The organism is Flavivirga eckloniae (genome assembly GCF_002886045.1).
GTDB lineage: Bacteria > Bacteroidota > Bacteroidia > Flavobacteriales > Flavobacteriaceae > Flavivirga > Flavivirga eckloniae.
In genome coordinates this window covers 1,705,906-1,731,111 of the sequence record NZ_CP025791.1, presented here as the reverse complement: position 1 = coordinate 1,731,111, position 25,206 = coordinate 1,705,906, and the positions used below count along the sequence as shown (strand labels likewise).

The 25,206-nt window shown below is 32.7% G+C and carries 17 protein-coding genes; 15 read left to right on the top strand and 2 right to left on the bottom strand.

The window, feature by feature from the left end:
• The first annotated feature begins 133 nt into the window (after positions 1–133).
• The 5 genes from C1H87_RS07230 to C1H87_RS07210 all read left to right on the top strand — a co-directional run bounded on the left by C1H87_RS07230 (position 134) and on the right by C1H87_RS07210 (position 8,009).
• The gene (locus C1H87_RS07230; protein ID WP_102755167.1) at positions 134–1,087 is read left to right on the top strand and encodes a T9SS type A sorting domain-containing protein; all 954 of its coding nucleotides are present in this window, start codon (positions 134–136) and stop codon (positions 1,085–1,087) included.
• A gap of 279 nt (positions 1,088–1,366) precedes the next feature.
• The gene (locus tag C1H87_RS07225) at positions 1,367–4,084 is read left to right on the top strand and encodes an alginate lyase family protein (protein ID WP_102755166.1); all 2,718 of its coding nucleotides are present in this window, start codon (positions 1,367–1,369) and stop codon (positions 4,082–4,084) included.
• 450 nt (positions 4,085–4,534) lie between these two features.
• Positions 4,535–5,815 (top strand): glycoside hydrolase family protein, encoded by a 1,281-nt coding sequence (locus C1H87_RS07220; protein ID WP_102755165.1) that lies wholly within the window; start codon positions 4,535–4,537, stop codon positions 5,813–5,815.
• A gap of 120 nt (positions 5,816–5,935) precedes the next feature.
• Positions 5,936–7,033 carry a glycoside hydrolase family protein gene (locus tag C1H87_RS07215; RefSeq protein WP_158655150.1) on the top strand — a complete coding sequence of 366 codons (1,098 nt, stop codon included), beginning with the start codon at positions 5,936–5,938 and terminating at the stop codon, positions 7,031–7,033.
• A gap of 34 nt (positions 7,034–7,067) precedes the next feature.
• Positions 7,068–8,009, top strand: a complete 942-nt coding sequence (locus C1H87_RS07210; protein WP_102755164.1) for a sialate O-acetylesterase — start codon at positions 7,068–7,070, stop codon at positions 8,007–8,009.
• Between the two features lie 313 nt (positions 8,010–8,322).
• Here C1H87_RS07210 and C1H87_RS07205 read toward each other — a convergent pair whose 3' ends face one another.
• Together C1H87_RS07205 and C1H87_RS07200 are read right to left on the bottom strand one after the other, a co-directional pair.
• A complete protein-coding gene (locus C1H87_RS07205; protein WP_102755163.1) occupies positions 8,323–9,243 on the bottom strand; it encodes a 3-keto-disaccharide hydrolase in 921 nt (306 codons plus the stop codon).
• A gap of 106 nt (positions 9,244–9,349) precedes the next feature.
• Positions 9,350–11,746 (bottom strand): glycoside hydrolase family 31 protein, encoded by a 2,397-nt coding sequence (locus C1H87_RS07200; protein ID WP_102755162.1) that lies wholly within the window; start codon positions 11,744–11,746, stop codon positions 9,350–9,352.
• A gap of 386 nt (positions 11,747–12,132) precedes the next feature.
• Between C1H87_RS07200 and C1H87_RS07195 the strand changes: the two genes are divergently transcribed.
• The 10 genes from C1H87_RS07195 to C1H87_RS07150 all read left to right on the top strand — a co-directional run bounded on the left by C1H87_RS07195 (position 12,133) and on the right by C1H87_RS07150 (position 25,195).
• A complete protein-coding gene (locus tag C1H87_RS07195) occupies positions 12,133–12,876 on the top strand; it encodes an AraC family transcriptional regulator (RefSeq protein WP_102755161.1) in 744 nt (247 codons plus the stop codon).
• Positions 12,877–13,024: 148 nt separating this feature from the next.
• Entirely contained in the window at positions 13,025–13,417 is a 393-nt protein-coding gene (locus C1H87_RS07190; RefSeq protein WP_102758201.1) for a VOC family protein, read from the top strand.
• 19 nt (positions 13,418–13,436) lie between these two features.
• Entirely contained in the window at positions 13,437–14,072 is a 636-nt protein-coding gene (locus C1H87_RS07185; RefSeq protein ID WP_158655149.1) for a class I SAM-dependent methyltransferase, read from the top strand.
• A gap of 781 nt (positions 14,073–14,853) precedes the next feature.
• Positions 14,854–16,482, top strand: a complete 1,629-nt coding sequence (locus C1H87_RS07180) for an O-antigen ligase family protein (RefSeq protein ID WP_158655148.1) — start codon at positions 14,854–14,856, stop codon at positions 16,480–16,482.
• A 9-nt stretch (positions 16,483–16,491) separates the two neighbouring features.
• Complete coding sequence (locus C1H87_RS07175) at positions 16,492–17,598, top strand: efflux RND transporter periplasmic adaptor subunit (RefSeq protein ID WP_102755158.1); 1,107 nt, start codon at positions 16,492–16,494, stop codon at positions 17,596–17,598.
• A 9-nt stretch (positions 17,599–17,607) separates the two neighbouring features.
• Positions 17,608–19,602: a hypothetical protein gene (locus C1H87_RS07170; protein ID WP_102755157.1), complete on the top strand. Its 1,995-nt coding sequence runs from the start codon at positions 17,608–17,610 to the stop codon at positions 19,600–19,602.
• A gap of 28 nt (positions 19,603–19,630) precedes the next feature.
• Positions 19,631–22,714 (top strand): efflux RND transporter permease subunit, encoded by a 3,084-nt coding sequence (locus C1H87_RS07165; protein WP_102755156.1) that lies wholly within the window; start codon positions 19,631–19,633, stop codon positions 22,712–22,714.
• On the top strand, positions 22,701–24,215 hold the full coding sequence (locus tag C1H87_RS07160; protein WP_102755155.1) for a TolC family protein: 1,515 nt from the start codon (positions 22,701–22,703) through the stop codon (positions 24,213–24,215). The genes C1H87_RS07165 and C1H87_RS07160 overlap by 14 nt, the downstream gene beginning before the upstream one ends.
• Positions 24,216–24,233: 18 nt before the next feature.
• Entirely contained in the window at positions 24,234–24,434 is a 201-nt protein-coding gene (locus tag C1H87_RS23730; RefSeq protein WP_102755154.1) for an HTH domain-containing protein, read from the top strand.
• 521 nt (positions 24,435–24,955) lie between these two features.
• Entirely contained in the window at positions 24,956–25,195 is a 240-nt protein-coding gene (locus C1H87_RS07150; RefSeq protein ID WP_102755153.1) for a hypothetical protein, read from the top strand.
• Positions 25,196–25,206: the final 11 nt, after the last annotated feature.

The window sequence follows — 25,206 nt, the reverse complement described above, 5'->3', positions numbered from 1 at the left end:
TCTAATAGAATAATGTAATTCATAATATTATTAGAGAATGAGGTCGTTTTACCCTTTATTCAGAAACATATCCCCCTATAGTTCGTGTTCTAAAAATAGAAATTCGTGATATAATTTATAAAACTATATTATCATGAGAAAAAAATTACAATTTGTTAAAGGTGCTTTTTTAGCACTGACTTTGGTTACTGCAAGCAGTTTTGCACAAACAACTATTTTGGATTATGATTACGAAACAGCTGCACATGGAACTTGGACATCACAAGACCCAGAAGTTACTACAACAATAGTTGCTGATCCTACATCTGGAACTAATAATGTATTACATTTTACTTCTACGGGTAATTGGAAAAAATCAACATTGGTTTTACCTACTCCAACTACAGCTGATTATGTTACAACTTTCACTTATAGGTTTTATTCTTCAGCATTAGTTAATACTAGTACCAGCCAAGAATGGTTTGATATACTGGGGAAAAATGGCGATAATGATAATTTCAAGATTTCTATAGTAAGAGTAAATTCCGATGTATTAAAAAGAGAAATTAAGATTGCTGGTCATCCAGATATCATAAATACAGGTGCAACTCCTTCTCGCGAGGCATGGCATACTATGCAAATTATTATTGATCCTAACGGAGGTACAAATGCCGGAACAGGTAAAATAACATTTACAATTGATGGAGGTGATCTTCTTACTGAAGATAACCTTGATATAGATCAATTAGTAATTGATACAATTGTTATAGGAACAATGATGGGAACTAATGGAACAAATCATCAAGATCATTATATGGATGATTTAAAGATTACAGAATCTGCAACCTTATCAAATAATGATGTTTTTAATAAAGAAGTTTCTTTTTCTCCAAACCCAGCGAAAAATGATTTAAAAATAGCATTAAAAGAAAGTGCTAATTTTAACCTTAGTTTGTACAACATTATTGGAGCACAAGTTTTAAGTGCAGATTATGTTAGTAAAGATGCGGCTAACGTTTCAATTTCCAATTTAAGAGCAGGCGTGTATTTGGCAAGAATTACAACTAGTAACGGACAGGTTGCCGTGAAAAAAATTGTTAAAAATTAAATTCATTTTAAGTTAAAGTGAAACAATCATTTCCGTGTTTAAATTAAGTGTAATACTTTGTTTTTATTAGTATTAAAGGTGTGTTATTTCAATAATTTGTTGACAATAATACACCTTTAATGGTTTATAAAACACAACGATATATCCTAGGGCTTAGTGAATAAATTTGCTGTAAGGTTATTTAGTATTAAAAAAACTAATTTATTTATACTATTATCTAATCATATTTACGAGTATTTTTATAACAAAAGCAGGTGTTTTTAAAATAAATTAATCGCAATGATAAAATTAAAATATTCAAAACTACTATTTCTTTTTTTCGTGCCTCTCTGGATATTGTATTCATGCGAATCAACGAGTTTAGAGCCAGAAAATGAGCATCCTCGTGTGTTGGCAAAAAAATCAGACAAAAAAAGAATTCTTAAAAATATTCAGGATCATGAATGGATGCAGCGTAGTTTTGATGATATAAAAGCCAAAATAGATCCTTTAGCGGATCAACACCTTAAGGACCCTCAATGGATCTTAAGTCGTATGCTGATGCATTGGGGGCCTTATTATAGTGGGTTTACTTTAGAGCCTTCCGAAAATAAATACGATCATAATATCAACCTAGAAACTCGTGAAGCGTTATCGCCTGTACCTACTGTTAGAACAAGTGCTTATGGTGGGCATTCACATATGTCTGACCACAGTCAACCAAAATTTCCGGAGTTGAAAGACTATCCGATATATTGGAAAGATGATAAGTACACGGTCACTTCTCGCTCAAATCCAAATTTAACAGAGAATATTTTATTAGGAAATTTAATACATGACTGGAATAGAAAAATTTCAGATATCGGTGCAGAGGCTGGCACTTTGTATTATTTAACAGGAGAAAAGAAATATGCAAAACTTGCAGCAGATATTTTTATGCAATGGGTTTTAGGGATTTATTTTCAAAATGCACCAAAGCTTGGTGATGACCTCGATAGACCCTATGGCTTTTTAGGCGGACATGATTTAAATGATCCGAATTACAAAACCATGGTAGTGAGTTATGATTTTGCGCATGACTATATTGTGAAAAATCAAAAGGACTATTTAAAAAAATTAAAAGATGATGGGTATCTAAAAGGCGAGGACATTACTTCTATAGTGGATAGTGCTTTTTATAAATTTTTAAAAGATGGTACGTTTAAAGGTGGATGGGCGCAACATGCTTGGTCTCCAAATAACCATACCATGAAAGCAAGCGAGCTTATTTGGATGGCTTTAGCAATAGATGATAAGGCAAAGCGTGATGAATGTATGGAGGTATTTTTAAATGAAAACCCACAGCTAAGACAGCCAGGAGGTATCTGGGAAGATATTTGGCTTGGTCAAGTACCATGGAAATTATTTCATGAAAATTCTGTTGATGAAGAAACAGGACTTTGGAAAGAGCCGCCAGCGTATCATGCCTATCCAATGAGAGCAGCTTGTAGAGCAGCCATGGCATTAGATGTTAATGGATACAACCCTTGGCAGGAATTCCCCCGTTTCTTAAAAGCACAATACGCCCAATTTAGATTTACCTTTCCCGATGGTACTTTAGTTTCTTTTGGAGATTGTTCGCCATCTACTTATCCAGATGCTGTAGATCTTGAATTTGCTATTGCAGGTGCACATAGGGCAGGTTTAGTAAAACAAGAAAAGTTGTTAAGTAGTTATTTGCAGTCTATGATTGATAGGGGACACTATAAACGCAAAGCAGATTATAAACAGCTACTTTATTTTGTGCCTCAACTTTTAAGCAATCATAAAATAAACGATTATATGTACCGTACAGATCATGTGAGTTTTTCAGGTTTGTATTTACAACGTTTAAGAAGTTCAGACTCAGAGAATGGTCTTATGTTACAGGTAAACGCAGGTAATTATGTTCATAGCCAAAGTAAAGGAATAGATATGGAGTTTTTTGGGCCAGGAAGAATCATATCGTCTCACAGTGGAACACGGTATCCTTATGGAAGCAAATTAATGACAGAGTACTATGTGCGTTCTGCGGCAGCAAATACGGTTATTCCTAATTTAGAAGAATTGGATAAAGAGCATTCAAATTTAACTTTAAATGTTATGGAACCCAAGATAAAAGAAGAAGGCGTTTCATCACTTTGTTCTTTTACCGATGTTTCTTTTAAATTTAATGAGACTAATCAAAGAAGAATTTCTGGTATTATAGGACAGCCGGATTCTGGAGGCTTTTATATTGATATTTTTCATTCAGACCATCCAAAACGAAATGATTATTTGTTTCATGCCAATGGTAACGAATTGAAGGTGTTGTCACAAGAAAACGAAACATTGCAAGGTAAGAGTACCAATCTATTCACAGAAGAAGGTTCCGGGTTTCAGTATTACTCTGATAAGTTGTCTTATACAAGTAAAAATTCTATGAAATTTCAGTTTTTATCACAAGATCTTAAAGGGAAAGACGTAATGTTAAATGCTTTTTATCCAGAAACGAAAGGTAATGTGTATGTAACCGCAACAAGTCCTTTAAACTTTAAAAATAAATTGCATAAAAACATTAGTGAAGATACTAGAAAAACAGTTGCTATTCATCGAAACAAAGAAGCATGGTCTCAACCATTTATTGGTGTTTATGAAGCCTATAGGCCAAACAAACAAAACATTAAAGAGGTTGAACAAGTATGGTCATCGCCAAAAGGAGATGTTATTGTTTCTGTTAAGACCTTAACGGGCAGTTATTTGGTAATCTCATCGATTTCTGATGAAAAAATAACATATAAAGATATTGAGTTTGAAGGTGGATATGCAGTTATATCATTGACAAAAAATAATGAGATCGATTATATTTATTTAGGGAATAAGACATCTATAAAAACAAAAGGAATTACTGTTTCTTCTGTGGGACCTTTAAATCTTATTGTAAGAGATGGAAATATTAGCTATAGAAGCGAAAAAATACCAGAAATAAGTTTCTCTGATAAATATATATTAAAGAAATAAATAAGAGCTTCATTTTTGAAGGTGTATTTATATGTCATGAAAGGAGCATATTTAACTCTAATGATCATTAATATATAATGAATGTTTTTCACCTATCTATTTAGATAGGTGAAAAACATTAAAAAAACATATTCTAAATATGTAAACTTCAATTTAGAACCATAAAATCCTTATGGTGGTTTTAAGACAGATTTAAAACTGTAATATAAATGTTTTCAGTGGTTTATGTCATTGTTAATGAGCTCATTCTAAAACACACACATCCTATCATTTTATATTGAGATATAGTTTAATTTCCTGTATAGCTCGATATATCCCTTTTTTGGGCACATTATACCCTGTCCTTTCCTCTTAAATATTCAAATTTTGTGTTTAGATGTTCTATTGTTTAAAAATAGATAAAGTAAAGCTATCAATTTTTTAAAATCAAATAATCAAATAAGAGTTAAAATGAGTTTAAGTATTAGAGTAATTATCCTGTTATTTACATTAACAGTAAGTTGTGTTCCTGCAAAAGAAAAAAAAGACAAATCAATTTACAGTGATAATATTAGTGTAGCAGAAACTCAATATAACCATATTTTGAGTGAGGTAAACACGCTTGATAAACTTCCAAATACAAGAAACGCAGACGGAACCCTCCATTTAGACCCCAAAGAAGGGTGGGTTAGTGGTTTTTTTCCAGGTTCGTTGTGGTATTTATATGAGCTTTCGGGTGAAGAAAAATGGAAAAAAGAAGCTATTCGTTGGACCGAAACATTAGATACCATTCAATGGTATAAAGGAACACACGATATTGGTTTTATGATTAATTGCAGTTATGGAAATGCGTTGCGTTTAACAAAAGATAAAAAATATGAAACCGTTCTTATAAATGCTGCAAAAACCCTATCTGAGCGTTTTAATGAAAAAACAAAAACCATATTATCATGGGATAAGTTTACGCCTTGGGGAGAGGATGAAGAATATGATTTTACAGTGATTATAGATAATATGATGAATTTAGAATTGCTATACAAAGCCGAAAAACTTTCGGGCGATACATCTTTTAAAAAGATAGCAAACGTACATGCTAATTCTACCATTAAACATCATTACAGGCCAGATTATTCAAGTTACCATTCCATAGTTTTTAATCCAGAGACAGGAGATCTTATCAAAAAGAAAACGTCTCAGGGCTATTCAGATAATAGTAGTTGGTCTCGCGGACAAGCATGGGGATTGTATGGTTTTACTATGTGTTATCGCGAAACTAAAAATATGGAGTATTTAGAAATGGCAAAAAACATTGCTGCATACATTATGAATTCTAAGTTTATTCCGGAAGACAAAGTGCCTTTATGGGACTACCATGTAGGCCAGGAAAACTATAATCCAGATATAGAGATTCCTGTTGAGAAATTCGGTAAAATGAGAGATGTATCTGCTGCTGCAATTACAGCTTCTGCCTTTTTTGAATTGAGTACATTGGTTGAAATAAATGCAGAGCATTATTATAATTATGCTAATGATATTGTAAACGTGCTATCTACAGATAAGTATAGAGCAGCAAAAGAGGAAAAAAACTATTTCATTTTAAAACATAGTGTTGGAAGTATTCCGCATCACGTATACTATAATGAGCCAAATGCTGGACAGGTAGATCAACCTATAAATTATGCAGATTATTATTTTCTGGAAGCCTTGGTACGTAAGAAGGAAATTGATAATATGACTTCTGTTGATAAATAATTTAAATGATTAAACATAGTATGCCTTAATAGTTTAAACAGCATGAACCTTAATTTTTGTTATTCGTTTGATAAATAAAAAGAATAAATGCATTGTTCAAAAAATACGAGTTTTAAAAGCATGAGATCGTTAGTGATCTTTATACTTGTATTATTTCAATTTAGTTCATGTGTAACAAAACAAAAGGAAAAAGCTGAAAGTTTTAAAATAAGTTTAGGTAAGGTTCCTTTAAGCGCAAAATTCGAAAATGATTCAATTAGTATTTGGGGAGGCTCATTGATAAAAGGAGGGGATAACCTTTACCATATGTATTATTCCCGTTGGAAAAAAGGGAAAACTTCAACTTGGGTTGTGGATTCTGAAATAGCACATGCGGTTTCTAAAAGCCCTTTTGGTCCTTTTAAGTTTATGGATGTTGCTTTACCAATTAGAGGCGCAGAGCTTTGGGATGGATTGTGTACACATAATCCAACAATTCATAAATTTGGAGATAGATATTACCTTTATTATATGGGTAATACGGGGGACGGTAAGCCAGTAATAACTAAGGAAGGGAAGACGAAACTAAATATGGTGCACCGGAACAATCAGCGTATTGGAGTAGCGATCGCAGATAACCCTAATGGGCCATGGGAGCGTTTTGATACGCCTCTTATTGATGTAAGTCCAAACGAAGATGCTTTGGATGCCTTATTAGCAAATAATCCTTCTGTTGCTCAAAAACCAGATGGAACATATTTAATGGTTTATAAAGCTGTAGGTAAAAAAACATCTGGTGTTTTTGGAGGTCCAGTGGTGCATTGTGTAGCAACTTCTAATAGCCCAACAGGTCCTTTTGTAAAATACGATAAGCCAGTTTTTCAAGCTAAAGGGAATGAGTTTCCAGCAGAAGATCCTTTTATTTGGTATCAAGATGGAAAATTTAGAGCGATTGTAAAAGATATGAATGGTGCTTTTACAGATGCCGGACGTGCATTGGTACTATTTGATTCTGAGGATGGTTTTGATTGGCATTTAGCAAAAGATCCATTACTATCGACCTTACAAATTGAATGGGAAGATGGCACTACCCAAAAAGTCACACATTTAGAAAGACCTCAACTTTATTTGGAGGATGGAATGCCTGTAGCATTGTTATGTGCAGCAAATATGCATGATGAGAATGGTTCGGTTTATTCATGTAATGTTCAAATTCCTATAAAAAATAATAAAGATTAGCAATGTGCTAAATGATAATGAATAAAAAATAAACATGAAGAAACTAGATTTACTTCTATTAGCTTTTATAATAGTGTTTGGGTTTTCCGGCCATGGTCAAATTGAAAAAAGAGAAGAAATAAAAGTATTTTTTTTAGGAGGTCAGTCGAATATGGATGGTTTTGGTTATAATAAAGATTTGCCAAAGTCCTTGAAAAAAGAATTTAACAACGTGTGGATTTTTGATGGAAGACGATCTAATGATGAAGACGGTAGTGGTGGCATAGGTATTTGGGAAAAATTAAGGCCAGGACATGGAACAGGTTTTTCTTCTACTAATAAAGAGAATAAACTATCAGAACGTTTTGGAGTTGAATTAACTTTTGCTAAAAAAATGCAAGAACATTACCCAAATGAGAAAATAGCAATAATTAAATATTCCAAAGGCGGAACATCTATTCATAAAGATGCAGCTGACCGATTTGGTTCATGGGACCCCACTTTTAAAGGAAGCGAAGGTATAAATCAATATGATCATTTTTTGAAGACTTTAGAATTGGCAAGTGAAACCATAGACATAGATAATAATGGGATTCCTGACAGATTAGTGCCGTCAGGTATACTATGGATGCAAGGCGAAAGTGATGCTCATGATGAAGACATTGCAAATCAGTACTACGATAACTTAAAATTGTTAATGACATTGATACGAGGCGCATTCAGAAAAGGAGACTTACCAATTGTTATAGGTAAAATTTCAGATTCATGGAATAAAGAATCAGGGAAGGTTTGGAAATATGGAGAGATCGTCCAAGCAGCACAAGAAAAACTAGCTATAGAAGATAGTAATGTGAGTATTATAAGAAGTACGCGCTATTATAAATATTCAGACCCATATCATTATGATAGCAATAGTTACTTAGATTTAGGAGAAAAATTTGCCTGTAGTTTATTGAATTTGATAAATAAAAATTCGACGAAGTCTAAGTGCGAGTGAAAATTCTTTTATTAAACTAATTATTGATTGAGGTTCTATTATCATTTCAATCTCACTCATGACTTAAAGTACCACATGCCCATAAAAAATACTCCAGTAAAAGTTGAAAACATTCGTTTTAAACTTAGCATTTTTTAAGAGAGTGTCCCAAACAAACAGTGTAAATAAAAAAGGGAAGTCTGGAAAATTAAATGAGTATAGTTTTCAGACAATCCCTTTTTTTAATTGATCCCTCAATATTTATTTTGTGAAGATGGGGCAAAATACCTTAAACAGAAACAAATTATCAACATCATATTTTTTCAGAAACAGTTTACTTAAACTGTTCAGGTATTTCGGTAATTTCTTTAATATAAATATCTTTATAATAGAGTTCGGCGCCTTCCGATTGCAGAATAATTCTTCCGGAAGTAAGGGGCTTTATATTTTCTATAGTTTTTGATAACGGTTTCTGGTTACTACCAACTCTTGAATTATATAGTCGCATTACAACCTTCCCGTTAACAATATGAATGCTTTGATCTCCCAAAGTAATCAATTCAATATCATTCCATTCTCCATGTGATTTTTCGGCGTTTAAAGCTTTAAATACTCTTCTTTTAGCAAGGCTATCTTCGGCTGTAGCATGTCTTACGACTTCGGCAAAATAATAAGTTCTTAAATCTGCTCCTTCTTTGTAAATATGGTATATATCCTTGTGTGGCACACTTGGGACATCGATTTCCACATCTCCAATAGCCCAATAATCCCCCATGTCTCCTTCTTGGATTTGTAATTCTTGAGAGCTCATCCAATCGTAGGCAGATCCTGGCGCTCCAAAACCATGATATAGTAAACCACTATCCCGTGGGGCATTATCTCTTGGGCGGAACTTTTGTTTCCCCCATTTTACTTTTAGCTTTAAATGATAGTTTTTATAATCCTTTTTGGTGAAAATCATTCCAAAAGCTTCACCTGTTATTTTAATAACATTTTCATTATCATGCTCAACAACTGTGATAACTTCTAAAGGATCGTTATTGAGTCCGTAAGGTTCAATAGGGTTTCCTAAGCTGTCTTCTTTTTCATTGAATCGATTGCCCAAATAGATATTCCAGCCCGCAAAATCTTTTCCGTTCCAAAGGGCATTCCATGTAGGTTTTGTTTCTTTAGTAGCTTCAAGGGTTTTTTTCTTATTATTCGTATTGCAAGAAATTATCGAAATTAAAAAAACGAGATATAATAATTTTTTCATTTTATATTTTTTAAGTGCTAGTATGATTTTATTTAACTTTTGCTATACAAAATCAAATTAATACTAAAGTCAACGAGGTCTTTATAAGCAAGTTTTTAAGGTCGGTTTAAAGTTTCAAACTTAAAGATTCACCAGTGTATGTCACTTGTTTGTTATAGCCGTTTTCATCTTTAAAAGAGACCTTTTTACCATTTACTATTTTAAATATTTTAAAAGTATACGTTTCGTTCATTTGAGGGAATTGGCCTTGTCGGTCGCCAATAGTTAAAGTGTTTTCACTATTATTCCATTCAAAACCGATGGTTGAAAATGCCCCGTTTTCATAGTTGTAATTGGTGTTTTCATCTTCATACAATTCAAATTTACCATCGGCACCTTCGTAAATAAAAATGCTTAACGTATCTGTTTTTTGATTGGCATGTTTCAGGTTATTTGCAATGGGTAATATGGTACCGGCCTTGATGTAAAGCGGTATTTTAGATATTGGAGCTTTAGCCGTTATGGTTTTGCCGCCTTCGTATTCTTTATTGGTCCATAAATCATACCAGCTGTCGTTTTTAGGAAGATAAACAGAGCGTTTTTCTGTACCAGGTTTTGATATTGGAGCTACTAAAATAGACGATCCGAATAAATACTCATCCTTAATGTCGGCAGCTTTTTCATCATCCATATAATTGATGAATAAACCACGCATAAATGGCATGTTGGTTTTGGTTACATTCCAGGCATTTGAATAGATGTAAGGCATTAAATTGTAACGTAGTTCTATGTAATCAGATAAAATATCTTCAGCCTCTTTTCCATACGACCATACTTCATTTTCAGAACGTGTGCCGTGTGCACGGAATGTTGGACAAAAAGTACCATATTGGAACCAGCGTACGTACATTTCAGGATAATCAACATACATGTCTTCTGGGCCTTTATCAGATTTAAGTAATAACGAAGCTGTTGGAGCTTTACGTTCTTTTTCAAACCCTTGCCATCCACCAATATCTGATGACCAATATGGCATGCCAGAAGCACAAAAGTTAGCCCCACAAGCAATTTGACGCTCTAATACATCCCATTCTGGATGAATATCTGAAGACCAAAAAGTGGTTCCGAATTGATTGGCTCCTAGCCAGGAACTACGCGTTAATACAAACACACGATCATCTAAATCTCTTCGATGGCCTTCGTACATACCTTTGGCATGTAAATAAGGATATATGTTGTAAATACGAGCCCCCAGGCCTTGACTTAAATAAAAGTTATGAGGAACAATATCTGGCTCACTTTCATCCAGCCAAAAAGAATCGAAACCTTTTGAAACATAGTTGTTTCTTATCGTGTTCCAATACCATTCGCTTGCCTTGGGATTGGTTACATCTATAAGACCTCCACGTAAGTCCCAGGCGGTACTATTCATTGAAGCTCCGTTTTTTTGTTTCATTAACCAGCCATTTTTATTAAGAATATCAAAGTTTTTACTTTCACTTACAAAACGAGGCCAACAGGATATCATGCAGTTAATGTCCATGCTTTTTAGCTCCTCGTTCATGGCTTTTGGGTTTGGCCAACGTTCCTTGTTCATATCTAAATCACCTAATTGATCCCAGTGAAACCAGTCTACCACCATATAATCTATAGGATAGCCTTTTTCTTTGTGTGTCTTTGCTATGGTTAAGACTTCTTCTTGTGTGTTATATTTTTGTTTACATTGAATGTACCCTAAGGCTTTTTTGGGAGGTAGGGGCGTATAGCCACATAAATCGCCATAGCTTTTATAAATATCTTCAATAGTTTCTCCGTAAATAACATAGTAAGAAACAGCTTCTCCTATTTCTGACGACCATGTTGTTTTACCGTCTACACCACATATTACTTCAGATCGTGAAGGATTTGGATATATAATAGCATAATTTTTATTAGTAAGCATAAAGGGTACGGAAATGATTTCTCCATCTTTAGCTTTATAATCGTGCCACATAGGAACGGTTTTACCTTTGTGGTCCATCCAGCCACTTTGGTGCTGACCCAAACCATAATAATGCTCATCTGGAGGAGCTATAAATGATGCCGCGGTGTGATAGGTTTTTTCACCTTGAACCGTAGTAGGCTTCATCATCACTTCATCGGTTTCCAAAAACAAATTTCCTTTTTTATCAAAATATTTAAACTTACTGGTTAAAGCATTAAATTTAATTTCAACAGACGGTGAACTAAATTTATAGTGTTCCCACCAAAGGTCCAGTTCTGTATCTACAAGGCCTTTACTGGATTTAATTCCCCAGTTTTGGGTAGCCAAATTGGTATATTCAGGATAGAAGCTAAAGTGTATTATTTTGTCTGAATGAAAGGTTAAATCCATATAACCTTCATCACATGTCATGTGAAGTTTATCGGCTTCTTTTTCAACTTTTAATATACGTTGAGGTTTTATTGCTTCGTTACTCCATTGTGCATAAACTGTTAGCACGCCCATAATTTGTAGTAGTAAAAAAAGAACTGTTTTTTTCATGTGTAATATGTTGTTAAATAATTAGTATTAGGGTTGTATGGTTTCTTTTTGTGTTTTTATGAAATAATGCTTGGTATTGTACGGGGTACATGGGGGATATCAAATTTCTAGAAAAAGCCTTCTTTTGTTAGGGGGAAATGATTCTGTTGTAGGGTGAGAATGATTGTTTGTAAAATAGAGATGGAAAGTTGTACCGTTTTTTTATTAAATGCACAATAAAAATACAGTTAAGGGATATTTTTAATAATTAGGTATTTACTTAGTTTTCGTAATTGTCTACTTAGCTTTTTGACTCTTAAAAAGGAACAGTATTATGTGTATGGTATGCGTGTCAACAAAAGTGAAAACTTATCTCTCCACATTTATTATATTTAACAGCAATTAAAATGAGTTTTCAGGAATACATACCGCCACCATTATTAAACCCGTATATCGATACTTTTTGGGTGTCTGCAAATGATGGAATTACAGCATCTAAAATCCTGCCCGATGGATGTGTAGATATTGTTTTTGATTGTGGTGATGATTCAAACAGTTTTTCAGATGATAGTATTAGGATTTCTGGAATGATGACCAAATACAAACAAGTTGTTTCCAAACAAGATTCAGAAACATTTGGTATTCGCTTTAAAACAGGACTGTTTAGTTCTATTTCAAATTTTCCGCTTTCTGAAATAAAAAATAAAACAATCCATGCTTCAGAAGTATTACCAGATCTAAATGCTTTGTTTTTGGATGAGCTATTAAACAAAAAAAATAGAATTGATAAAATTCGGTTTCTTGAGGAGTTTTTAAAAAACCAATTGTATTTTGCGAATAACCATAAGAACGACCTAATTCTTTCTGTTTGTGCTTCAATAAGGTCGTCTTTTCAAGCCATTAACCTGGTTCAAATAGCTCAACAACATCATATTAGTTTACGACAGTTAGAACGAGGTTTTAAAATGATTGTTGGGGTTACTATGAAAGAGTATCATACCATCGTTAGGTTTACTAAAACAATGGAAAGTATTTCCAAATACCCAGAAAAAAGTTTGCTTCATACCGCTTTTGATAATGGCTATTTCGACCATGCGCATCTTACAAAAAACGTGCGCAAAATGGCGGGTATAAACCCTTCTCAAATTTAATATTGTCGTTTTTTTACAAAACGAGACCCTCACTGCTCTGTTACTTTTGTTGAAAAATAACAGAATGAGAAAATTTACTTTGTGTTTGATGCTTATCGTTTTTTCTTGGTCTGTTGCGATATCACAAACAAAAAATAACACTACTATTATGAAATTAGAATCATTATCGCCAAATATTATGGTGGCGAATGTTAACGAAACATTAGATTATTACACGAACGTTCTTGGTTTTAAGTTAATTGATACCAATCCGGAGTCTGGGAAATTCGAATGGGGGTATGTTATGTTGGATAACGTTGGCATGATGTTTCAAGAAGAAACATCGTTAAAAAATGAATATCCAGAGTTAAAAGATTTAAACATTGGGGGTGCATTAACCTTTTATATACGAATCGGAAAAATTAATGAGTTGTATGAAAAGCTAGATGGTAAAGTAAACATCATCAAGCCGATGAATAGAACTTTTTACGGTACCAATGAGTTCGCCATAATGGATCTTAATGGATATATCTTAACATTTTCTGAAACACCGGAGGAATAGTACTATGGATTTTGAAAAAGTGGCAAAGCAACTTGCACACCCTGTTGGTTCTTTTGGTATTGAGGTGGCATTGGGGATGAATCATTTAAACCAATTTATTAGCAAGAACACATACGATTTATTACAATTGGGTGATTCTGATAAGGTATTGGAAGTTGGAATGGGTAATGGAAAATTCATTAAGGATATTCTAAGTTATGGCGATAATATTTCTTATACGGGCATTGATATTTCTGAAACCATGATAGTTGAAGCAAAAAAACTAAATGAAAAACCAATCGATTCCAGGCGTGTGGATATCATTCATGCGAGTATAGAAAAAATGCCATTTTGGGAAGAACAGTTTAATAAGGTATGTACAATTAATACGGTTTACTTTTGGAAAGCTCCGTTAATAGCACTTTCTGAGGTTTATAGAATATTAACGGAAGATGGGGTGTTTGTACTTTCTTTTAGGCCCTATATTGAGGGGCAATCTTTAGATTTTTCGCAATATGGTTTTACAGAATACAAAGCAGAAGATATTATGGCTTTGGTAAATAAAACAAATTTCAAGATTGTAGATACAATAAACATAACGGAACCTCCGGTTGTGTTTAACGGACAAACCCACAATTTGATGTCGCAGTATTATATATTACGAAAAACACGATAGTAACTGCTCATAAAAAAAGAAACGTTTACCACCTTAGTAACGTCCACAGGTTTGCATTTTCATGTAGCAAAATTTAGAAACGATTTCGCTGTTGAGCTGTTTTTATCGAATCAGGAATAGTTTGTTTATCATGTCTGATATTTGGATAATAAAGCTAGGAAGGTTTTTAAAAAAAACTGAAACACTAAAGGTGTAAATAAACTTCAAAAAGCACAAAAAATGTTTAACAGGTGCAGAAAAAAAGTTTAAACTTTTTTTCTGCACCTGTTAAAGACAAAAAACTCAGTTTTACTACAAATTATAATTTTACAATTAAAATAGTTAAGAGATGTAAATGTTTAGAGGTTAGATGGTTTTAGAATTTTCAATAAAATTATATATAGTGGAATCTAGAAAAAGATTTCTTAAGCACTGACACTGTGTTATAAATAATCTGGTACAATATTATAAGTAAATAGAACTATTTTACTATTAAAGTCATGTTGAATGTACGAAATTTAACATTGTAAAAATAAGTAAACATAGCGCATACTAAATTTTGAAATTTAAATTTAAAACACAATCAGCCTTTTTTCTTTTCTTTTTAATTGCCCTGTTACTTGTATTACCACAGGTCAATATAATAGCATATCCTAATTCAACAATAACTAGTAAATTTATAGTTTTTGCCTATAGCTGTTTTGCAATAATAAGTGCCTATTCTTTATCAATTATATTTTCCAAAAAAGTAACTGTCCACATTTCTAAATTAGATATCTCTCTTTTTGTTGTTCTAAGTTATATGACCCTAAATAGATATGTGATTCAGGAAAATTTTGGGTTTTCAGTTCCCTTCATGGAACTAATAGGCTTAAGTGTTTTATATATAATATTAAGAACCCTGCCTCAAAAAAAATACGTTTGGTTATTATTAGCGGCTATTATTTCTGGCTTTGTTCAAGCATGTTATGGGAACCTTCAATTGTTTGAATATTTTCCATCAAACCACTCTAAATTTAAATTAACAGGGAGCTTTTTTAACCCAGGGCCTTATGCCGGATTTTTAGCTGCAGTCTGGCCTATTGGATTGGGCATGTACCTATTTAATAAAAGTATTATAGCCGAGGTACAGAAACAAATTAAAACTAAATCGAAAACAATCAAAAGGTTAATAGGAATTGTTTTCGAGTATATTCCATTCTTAACAATCGTCTATATCCTAGTAGTTCTTCCTTCAACACAGTCTAGAGCGGCATGGGTAGCGGTATTAATAAGCACCCTATTATTAATTGAATGTAAATACCATCTGCTACATAAATTTATAACTCTAAAATCTAAAACAAGGAAATCAATTTTAGTTATTGGAACAACATTGATTATATGTGTTGGAGTGTTTGGTCTCTATACTTTAAAAAAAGGCTCTTCCGACGGACGTTTGTTTATTTGGAAAGTTTCTTTAGAAATGATTCAGGATTACCCAGTTTTTGGAGTTGGTTATGATCGTTTTAAAGCACACTACATGAATTATCAAGCAAATTACTTTGCCAAACATGGGGAAACTACCGAATCGCTAGTTGCAGATAATACCTATTATGCTTTTAATGAATGGTTGCAATTTATAGTAGAAAATGGATTATTGGGGCTATTGTTGCTTGTTCTATTTTTGTATATCTTATTTAAAATCAACGTAGAAAAAGAGAATAAGAATGTCTTTTTTATTATAATAGGAGGGATATTGGCAACAAGTGCTTTCGCTTTCTTCTCTTATCCAATGCAAATACTTCCAATTAAACTAATTCTAGTAGTATTATTTGCATTATTAGCAAGTTTGGATGTTAAAAAGTATCAGATTTTAAGGAGACATGGTAAGCCCTTGAATTTTAGGTTTTTTGTTTTCGTTTTGAGTGTTATTAGTGTTACTAATGGTTTGGCGTACACAAGAACTTTAGATAAGAGTTTTAAAACATGGAAAGATGCTTTGTATATATATCAATACAGAGATTATGAAGAAGCCATAGAAGTATATGCAGACGCTTACCCCGATTTGAAAAAAGAAGGTGATTTTTTGATGAATTACGGAAAAGCACTCTCGCTGGCTAAACAAGATAAAGAAGCCGCACAAATGCTAGAGCGCGCTAAAAAATATTTAAATACTACCATTATAGAAACTGCTTTGGGAGATAGTTATAAAACGTTAAAAGTGTATGATAAATCTGAAGAAGCTTACTACCGTGCAGCCAATATGATTCCTTCAAGATTTTACCCTATGTATTTATTAGCTAAGCTATATGATGAAAATGGCGATAAAAAAAAAGCGGAAGCTATGGCAAAAAAGATACTTGAAAAAGAGGTGAAAATACCATCTACAGCGATTAAAGAAATACGGATGGAAATGAAAAAAGTATTAAGTAAAAGCGATAAAGATCTTTAAATAATAAATATGCCATTAATTGAAAAACAATATCATCAATGTAAAATGAGATATGTCTTTTTAATATTAGTGATGTTAAATTTTATTAACTGTGCTAAAGCAAAAAAGTCCCCCGAGGTTCTCATAAATAAAAAAGAATACCTCCCTGAAAAAAATGAAGTAGATGTTATTGTTTTAAAAAGTAGTGTTTTTAAAAAAGAAATAGTAAGTAATGGTAAACTGGTAGCCTTACAAAAGAATACTTTAAGGTTTGAAGTTAGCGAAACTCTGGAAAAGTTATATGTAAAGAATGGCGATTATGTGAAAAAGGGACAAACACTAGCTGTTTTAAATGATTTTAATTATCAACAAGCTTTAACAAAAGCGAATATAAACTTAAAGAAAACAGAATTAGAGTTTCAAGACAAATTGGTAGGAAGAGGTTATATCGCTTTTAATAAAGATAGTATTCCGGAAAATGAATATGAAATGGTCGCCATACGTTCTGGCTATAAAAACGCTTTACACGAACTAAAAAATGCACAATTTGAGTTAAACGCAACCCGGTTAAAAGCGCCTTTTAATGGTAAGGTTGCTAATATAGAAAGTAAACAATACGAGCAAATAGATGCAGGAAAAATCATTATGACACTAATTAATGATACTGTTTTTGAAGTGGATTTTTATTTGATTGAATCTGAAGTAGGCGAGGTTGCAGTAAATAATAAAATACAGATACAACCTTTTGCATTAAATAAATCGTATGAAGGACATATTGTTACTATTAACCCTTTGGTAGAAGAAGATGGAACTATTCTTATAAAAGCCAAGATAAAGAACGATGGCTATTTATTAGAAGGCATGAATGTAAAAGTATTTATTCAAAAAGATGTTCCAGATCGATTTGTAGTACCAAAATCAGCAGTAATATTAAGACAAAATCAAGAAGTATTATTTGCTTTAAAATCTGGTAAGACGTATTGGACTTATGTACAAACTACAAATGAAAATAGTAGCCAATATACAGTGATACCACACCCCGATAAAAGTAGTGCTTCTTTAAAACCAGGAGATACCATTATTGTTTCAGGTAATTTGAATTTAGCACATGATGCAGAGGTTTCAATAAAAAAATAAATACTACTTATGAAGTCATTTATAGCAAAAATTAAATTCTTTATTCATGTAAAACGTACCAAACTCTACTGTTTGTTTCTCTTTGCTCTATTCTATTCATGTAGCGACATACCAAGTAAGGTTAAGGATAATTTAAATCTGGCCCGAGATAACAAAAAAGAGTTAGAAACCGTCATCAATCATTATAAGGCACCAAAGGATAGCTTGAAATTAAAGGCTGCATATTTTTTAATTGAGAACATGCTTTATAATTATAGTTTAGATGGACCGCGATTACAAAGTTTCAATAACATTTTTTCCATAATTGAAGAAGCTGAAAAAGAAACGCCTTTTAAAAAAGATCTTAGTACAGGAAAATTTATTCGGGTAGATAGTATTTGGAATGATTTTATTAAGAAAGAAGGCTTTTTAAGTAAGTATGATCTGGACGTAAAACCAGATTTGTATTATATAAAAAGCGAGTTTTTAATCGAAAACATAGAATACGCATTTAAAGCCTGGGGTTTACCATGGAGTAAACATTTAAGCTTTCATGAGTTTTGCGAATACATTCTTCCTTATCGCTATAGGGATGAAGCAATATCTTCTTGGAGACCCTTGTTTTTTGATAAATACCAGTCATTGGTTGATTCTTTAGTTGCATCTGGGGTAAATGACCCTCTTATAGCATGTAAAGCAATAAAAAGGAAGTTAGCTCCAACCAGGTACTGTTTGTTGGATTATCCAACAACGATGTCTGCAGCTAACATGCTTAAAACGAAAATGGGAAATTGCGTTCAAGAAGCAGGTCTTGCTGTATTTGGATTGAGGGCTCTTGGGGTTCCGGCAACCCATGAACAAATCCCCCATCATGGAAGTAGAAGTTTAGGTCATGATTTTAATGGCGTCTTGGATAAAGAAGGAACCTTTGTAGACCTTATTTTAAATTGGGATCGCATAGGAGCATATACTCCCGATAAATCTAGAAGAATACCTAAAATTTATAGGAAAACATTTTCTTATAATAAAAATTCTCTGGCTTCTTTAAATACTTTTAACGAAGAAGTCCCCGTCTATTTTAAGAACCCTAATATTGTTGATGCAACTGGACAATACCTCGAAAATGTTGATGTTGACGTTAAACTCACCATGCCTATTCCAAATAATAACAAATTTGTTTACCTCTGTGTGTTTAACAACAAAGATTGGGTCGCTGTAGATTGGGCAAGAATAAATGAAAACAAAGTTGTTTTCGAAAATGTTGGGGTTGGAGTAGCTTACTCCCCTATGTATTTTCATAATAATACACTAATTCCTGCAGCTCCTCCTGTTCTTATTGATTCAAATGGGAATATTAAAAAAAATGATCCCATTCAGAAAGAACAATCGATGGTTTTAAAAAGAAAATATACTCCAGACAAGTCGTACGCTCCTCTTATTCATGGCAAGTTTCAAGCAGCTAATAATAAAAGTTTTAATAACCCTGTAGACCTACATCAAATAAGAGACACGTTGGATTTAATATATTACGATGTATCAGTCGAAAACCCAAAACAATATAGATATGTACGTTACTTGTTTCCAGAGGGGAGTAATGGTCTAATTGCAGAAATCGCTTTTTTCTCTGAAAAAGACACCAAACTTACGGGCAACATAATAGCTGCCGAAAATATTAAGAATGATGTTAGCATAAAAAAGGCTTTTGACGAAAATGTTCTAAGCTTTGTTAGTACCGTAGAAAAGGAAAAAAATCAATGGATAGGTCTGGACTTTGGCAGAAAACAGACGGTGTCAAAAATTTCTTTTTGCCCAAGATCTGATAAAAATGATGTATGGCCTGGCTTAAACTATGAGTTGTTTTATTGGGAAAACGGATGGGAATCACTTGGAATAAAAGAAGCAATTAACTATCAACTTGAGTATAAATCACCCATTTCCGGGGGGCTTTATTTGCTTAAGTGTTTAGATGAAGGTAAAGAAGAACGAATATTTACTTACGAAAACGGGAAACAAATCTGGTGGTAACCCCATTTATTAGACGGCACAGCGTAATATGGTAAAATTCCTTATACATAAACCCATAGCAGTTTTAATGACTTCCTTAGGAGTCCTTATTTTAGGGGTATGTGCATTTGGGTTTATTCCTGTTTCACTTATGCCAGATATTGATATTCCAGAAATCACGGTACAGGTTTCTGCAGAAAATATGTCTGCAAGACAATTAGAAGATGCTATTGTTAAGCCCTTGCGTAGAAACCTGATGCAATTAAGCCATTTAAAGGATATTAAAAGTGAAACGAGCAATGAAAAAGGAGTTATAAAGCTAAGCTTTACACACGATACTAAAATAGATTATTCGTTTATCGAGGTTAATGAAAAGATAGACAGGGCCATGGGAAGCTTTCCTAAAACAATAAAGCGCCCAAAAGTTATTAAAGCTAGTGCCACAGATATTCCTGTCCTTTATTTAAGCATGACTTTAAAGGAAGGTGAAAAACAAGCGAATTCAAACAAAGCATTATATCCTGTTTCCCAGTCTTTTGTAGACTTTAATCGCTTTGTAAATCAGGTGATTCGAAAGCGTATTGAGCAAGTCAATGAGGTGGCCATGGTAGATGTAAGTGGTTTAGTATCTCCAGAGATATTAATCATTCCAGATAATAACAAACTAAGAGCTTTGGGCATTGGTTTAGACGAACTGGAGTCAGCCATTAAAAAATATGACTTAGAAATAGGAAGCTTATTAATCAAAGATAGCCAATACCAATACGATGTACGTTTAGGAACCTCTTTAAATAACATTCAGGAAATTGAGAATATATACATTAATAAAAACAATAGGCTTTTTCAGCTTAAAGAATTAGCTCAAGTATTGGAACACCCTCAAAAGCGTGTAGGATTAGTATTGTCTAAAGGGGAAGAAGCCGTTACTATGGCTATTATAAAACAAAGTGATGCACGCATGGGCGATCTTAAAGCATCGCTTAATGAGCTTTTGGAGCATTTAAAGGTTGATTATCCTAACATTGATTTTTCGATTACAAGAGATCAAACAAAATTATTAAACTACGCTATAAACAATTTGTTCCAGAGTTTGTTATGGGGTGTGTTATTAGCTTTTGGTGTCATGTTTTTATTTTTAAAAAATGTAAAATCACCTTTACTTATAGGTATTACCGTACCTACATCCATCATTGTTTGTTTGTTGTTTTTTCAATTGTTGGGTATTTCAATTAATATTATTTCATTATCAGGTTTAGTATTGGGGATTGGGCTTATGATAGATAATTCTATTATTGTTATTGACAATATTACGCAATTTAGAGAGCAAGGCTATACACTTTCTAAAGCTTGTGTGTTAGGAACCAATGAAGTACTAAAACCTTTGTTGAGCTCAGCTCTTACAACCTGTGCAGTGTTTCTGCCTTTAATATTCTTAAGTGGTATTAGCGGTGCTTTGTTTTACGACCAGGCAATGGCAATAACCGTTGGTTTATTTTCATCCTTGTTAGTATCTGTAACATTACTACCAGTACTGTACCGCTTGTTACATGTTAAGGATAATAATAAGGAAGGTCGTATAAGTCATTTTTTAACAAAAATAAACACATTAGATTACGCTACTTTATATGAAAAAGGGTTTCGATGGGTAATGCGTAAACAAAATGCCTCTTGGGGTATTAGTCTATTCTTGTTATTGCTAACTGTTGGCTTATTTGTCTCTTTGCCAAAAACGAAGATGCCTGATTTTTCGGCCACAGAAACACTTTTAAAAATTGATTGGAACGATCAAATAAATGTAGAAGAAAATAAACGGCGTGTTTTAGAATTATTAAAACCTGTAAAAGAGGATTTAATAAATAATACAGCTCTTGTAGGCAATCAACAATTTGTTTTAGGAAAAGAAACTAATGCAAAAACATCAGAAACCAGTATATACATACAATGTGAGACAACAGAATCGTTATTTAAAACGCAAAATGTATTAGGTGATGTTATAGCAAAAAACTACCCTACATCACTTTATGAGTATACCGAAGTTGATAATATTTTCAACCTTATTTTTTCTGATGAAAAAGCCCCGTTAGTAGCCCATTTAAGACATGTAGAAAATTTAGGCAGTCAACAGAATGCAGAACTAAAAAATGTTTGGTATCAAGTAAAACAACAATTAAATGGTTTAGAATTAAAACCTATTGTTTGGCAAGATTATATGACTTTAATAGCCGATCAAGAAAAACTAATGACGTACAACGTAAATGCCAATACGTTGTTTAATGCATTAAAAAGTGCTTTTAACGAAAGGGAAATTTTATCTGTAGTAGATAACCAAAATTTCGTGCCAGTTATACTGGGCGGAGAAATAAAACAGATTCAAAATGTTTTAAGCGAAACGATGGTTATTTCTCAAGATAGTGCTGCATTTCATATAAATGATTTTATAAAAGTTGTTAAATCCAGAGATTTAAAAACAATTAATGGAGGACTAGAAGGTGAATATTTTCCGGTGTCGTTACAAGTAGAAGACGATCGTGTTGAAACGACTATGAATACGGTAAAAGAAGTGGTACTTAATAATAAATGGTACGATGTTAGTTTTACAGGTAGCTTTTTTTCCAATCAAGAATTGATGAGTGAATTAATAGTTGTACTGCTCATTTCTTTGGTATTGCTCTATTTTATCTTGGCATCTCAATTCGAATCTTTTCTTCTTCCACTCATTATACTTTTGGAAGTTCCTCTGGATCTGGCAGGAGCCTTTTTATTTCTAAAGTTGTTTGGGATGAGTATTAACCTAATGTCCATGATAGGGATAGTGGTTATGAGTGGTATTATAATTAATGATTCTATTTTAAAAGTAGATACCATTATACAATTGCAACGTAAGGGGTATAATTTAATGAGAGCTTTATTAATAGCTGGACAACGACGATTAAAACCCATTTTAATGACGAGTATAACAACCATACTAGCGTTATTGCCATTATTGTTTTCTAATGGTTTAGGTGCAGAGCTTCAAGCTCCGTTAGCCATAGCATTAATAGGAGGGATGTTATTGGGGACCTTGGTGAGTCTTTATTTTATACCACTTTGTTATTATTATTTAGCCAAAAACAAATCGTATGCTACACATTAAATTAAGAAATATAGTTTTTGTGATATGCTGTGTGGTTTGTACACATAACAATACCGCTCAACAAACTAATGCTTCAATACAACCTAGGCAAAGTATAACGCTTAATGATGTTTTAAATTTAGCAAGCAAAAACTCTTTAGATGCTTTTAAGGCCAAGCGAAAGTATGGCGTTAGCTATTGGGAGTTCAGATCGTTTAAATCAAGTTTGTTGCCTAAAGTTGATTTAAGTCTTCGTCCATTAACCTATAACAGATCTGTAATACAACGTTACGATTCCGAACAAAATATAGATGTTTATAGATCGCAACAAAATTTAAATAGCTACGCGAATCTTACTGCTACCCAAAATATTAGAGCTACAGGAACCAACTTGTTTATTAATTCAGAGTTTAATAGGTTAGAAAATTTTGGAGAGTTAGATATAGAAAATTACAATGCAACACCCTTTAGAATAGGTTTGATGCAGCCTTTAATGGCTTTTAATGAATTTAAATGGGAACAAAAAACGGAGCCTCTTAAATACGAAAAGGCAAAGCAAGAGTTTATCTACGAATTACAGACTATTAATTTAAAAACAGTTAATCTGTTTTTTAATTGGGCTTTAGCGAGTAAAAAACTAGAGATTGCTAATGAAAATAAAACATCGGCAGAAAAACTATTCAGAATAGGAAAAAGGCGCTACGATTTAGGCTCTATCGAAAAGGACGATGTTCTTAATTTAGAACTAGATGTATATAATGCCAATACTAATGCTACACAAAGTAGGCAGACTTTGGAAAAGGCAGAAGCCGAATTAAAGTTGTTTTTAAGAGACGACCTTCCTTCAAATACAATCCCCGAATTACCTGAATTAATTTCCAATTTACAAATAGATGTAAGTGAGGCCATCAACCTAGCTAATAGCAATAATCCAGATATAATAAATTTAAAATTGCGAAAAGTAGAGGCTTTACGAGATTTGGATAAAGCTATTAAAGATAACCGCTTCGATTTGTCCTTAACAGCCAGTTATGGTTTAAACCAACAGTCCAACACTTTTAGCAATGCTTACAGGGGCTTCTTGGATCAACAAATGGTAGCGATTCAATTAAACGTTCCTATTCTGGATTGGGGAGAACGTAAAGGAAATATTAAAACGGCTAAAATGAATAAAGAAGTTTTAGATATAGAGTTACAACAAGATGAGGATGCTTACAAACAGCAAGTTACTCTAAAAGTTATAGATTTTAACCTTCAAAAAGAATTGGTTGAAGGCGCATTACGAACCAGTGAAATTGCAAGAGAATCTTATAAGATTACTGAAAAACGTTTTTTATCTGGACGTATAGATTTATTAAACCTGAGTAGCTCACGACAAGCTTGGCAATTGGCAACCGAACAATATATATTAAGTCTACAAAATTATTGGACGTTTTATTACGAAGTACAACAATTAACGCTATATAATTTTATTAATGGTAATACGATAAAACAAGACTTTAATGCAATAATAAAAAACTAACAGAACTGTCCCTCACAAATGACTTATACTGAAAGAAAAATAAAAGAGAAACACCTTTTGTATTTGATTGAAAATAAAATGTTGGTTTCAATAGAGAAAACCGCTAATGATTTTGACTGTAGTAAAAAAACAGTAAGAAGAATGCTTGCTAGCCTAAGAGAAGAAGGTTATAACATTGTTTACTGTAGAGCAATTCATAATTATATTATTAGAAAATAACAAATGGACAAAATTTGTCCATTCGACTTGTTTATTTTGTTATAAGTGGTTTAAAAAAAGTAGTTAGTGCGGTTTTTGAGAAATTATAATAGAATAGTAATTATGATTGAAGAAGTCTAAAAACCAAGGATTCAGCGATTGATCATAAATAAACTTATGTTGGATTCTCGCCCAAGAAACTAAAAATAGTGTAAATGATTACCTAAATGCTAATTGAAAAAGTAATACATACCATATTGTTAAATACAAAAAAACTCTGAGTATTTGAAATAGAATAATTAAAAATATAATCACACATTGTTTAACTATAAAAAGTAAAGCTTATGGAATGTAAACCTTAAATCAATACCCAGAGGAAGATTTTACATTGTACTATTTCACAATGTTTGTCTTATAACTGCTTATCATATCTATAAGTGGTTGTCATTTTTTAAAAGTAGGATGCCTCAATATTAGACTTTGCAAAAGTAAAAATAAAAAGAGATAATTCAGTATCTCGATTAATATTAAAATACAATAAAATGAAAAAAATAATAGGAGTTATAGGAGTAACTATGATGGTTGCTGCTATGTTTTTTAGTACAAATACATCTATTGGTGACGATCCTATAAACTTAAGTAACTTGTTAGCTATGAGTGAAGCAAACGCAGAAGGCTGCAATACGGTTCCAGGTAGTAATAATGGTGATTGCAATGTAACTGTAAGTGGAGGCCATGCTTGTATAGATGATTGGTGGTGGTCAAATCCATGTAAAGGCTGATAATTGAGGTG

Bases quoted from the DNA above. Each gene is read 5' to 3' on its own strand.
- C1H87_RS07225 (WP_102755166.1), top strand. From the start codon at position 1,367: ATGATAAAATTAAAATATTCAAAACTACTATTTCTTTTTTTCGTGCCT.
- C1H87_RS07190 (WP_102758201.1), top strand. From the start codon at position 13,025: ATGAAATTAGAATCATTATCGCCAAATATTATGGTGGCGAATGTTAAC.
- C1H87_RS07220 (WP_102755165.1), top strand. From the start codon at position 4,535: ATGAGTTTAAGTATTAGAGTAATTATCCTGTTATTTACATTAACAGTA.
- C1H87_RS07195 (WP_102755161.1), top strand. From the start codon at position 12,133: ATGAGTTTTCAGGAATACATACCGCCACCATTATTAAACCCGTATATC.
- C1H87_RS07150 (WP_102755153.1), top strand. From the start codon at position 24,956: ATGAAAAAAATAATAGGAGTTATAGGAGTAACTATGATGGTTGCTGCT.
- C1H87_RS07205 (WP_102755163.1), bottom strand. From the start codon at position 9,243: ATGAAAAAATTATTATATCTCGTTTTTTTAATTTCGATAATTTCTTGC.
- C1H87_RS07200 (WP_102755162.1), bottom strand. From the start codon at position 11,746: ATGAAAAAAACAGTTCTTTTTTTACTACTACAAATTATGGGCGTGCTA.
- C1H87_RS23730 (WP_102755154.1), top strand. From the start codon at position 24,234: ATGACTTATACTGAAAGAAAAATAAAAGAGAAACACCTTTTGTATTTG.
- C1H87_RS07210 (WP_102755164.1), top strand. From the start codon at position 7,068: ATGAAGAAACTAGATTTACTTCTATTAGCTTTTATAATAGTGTTTGGG.
- C1H87_RS07230 (WP_102755167.1), top strand. From the start codon at position 134: ATGAGAAAAAAATTACAATTTGTTAAAGGTGCTTTTTTAGCACTGACT.
- C1H87_RS07165 (WP_102755156.1), top strand. From the start codon at position 19,631: ATGGTAAAATTCCTTATACATAAACCCATAGCAGTTTTAATGACTTCC.
- C1H87_RS07175 (WP_102755158.1), top strand. From the start codon at position 16,492: ATGCCATTAATTGAAAAACAATATCATCAATGTAAAATGAGATATGTC.
- C1H87_RS07160 (WP_102755155.1), top strand. From the start codon at position 22,701: ATGCTACACATTAAATTAAGAAATATAGTTTTTGTGATATGCTGTGTG.
- C1H87_RS07180 (WP_158655148.1), top strand. From the start codon at position 14,854: ATGACCCTAAATAGATATGTGATTCAGGAAAATTTTGGGTTTTCAGTT.
- C1H87_RS07215 (WP_158655150.1), top strand. From the start codon at position 5,936: ATGAGATCGTTAGTGATCTTTATACTTGTATTATTTCAATTTAGTTCA.
- C1H87_RS07170 (WP_102755157.1), top strand. From the start codon at position 17,608: ATGAAGTCATTTATAGCAAAAATTAAATTCTTTATTCATGTAAAACGT.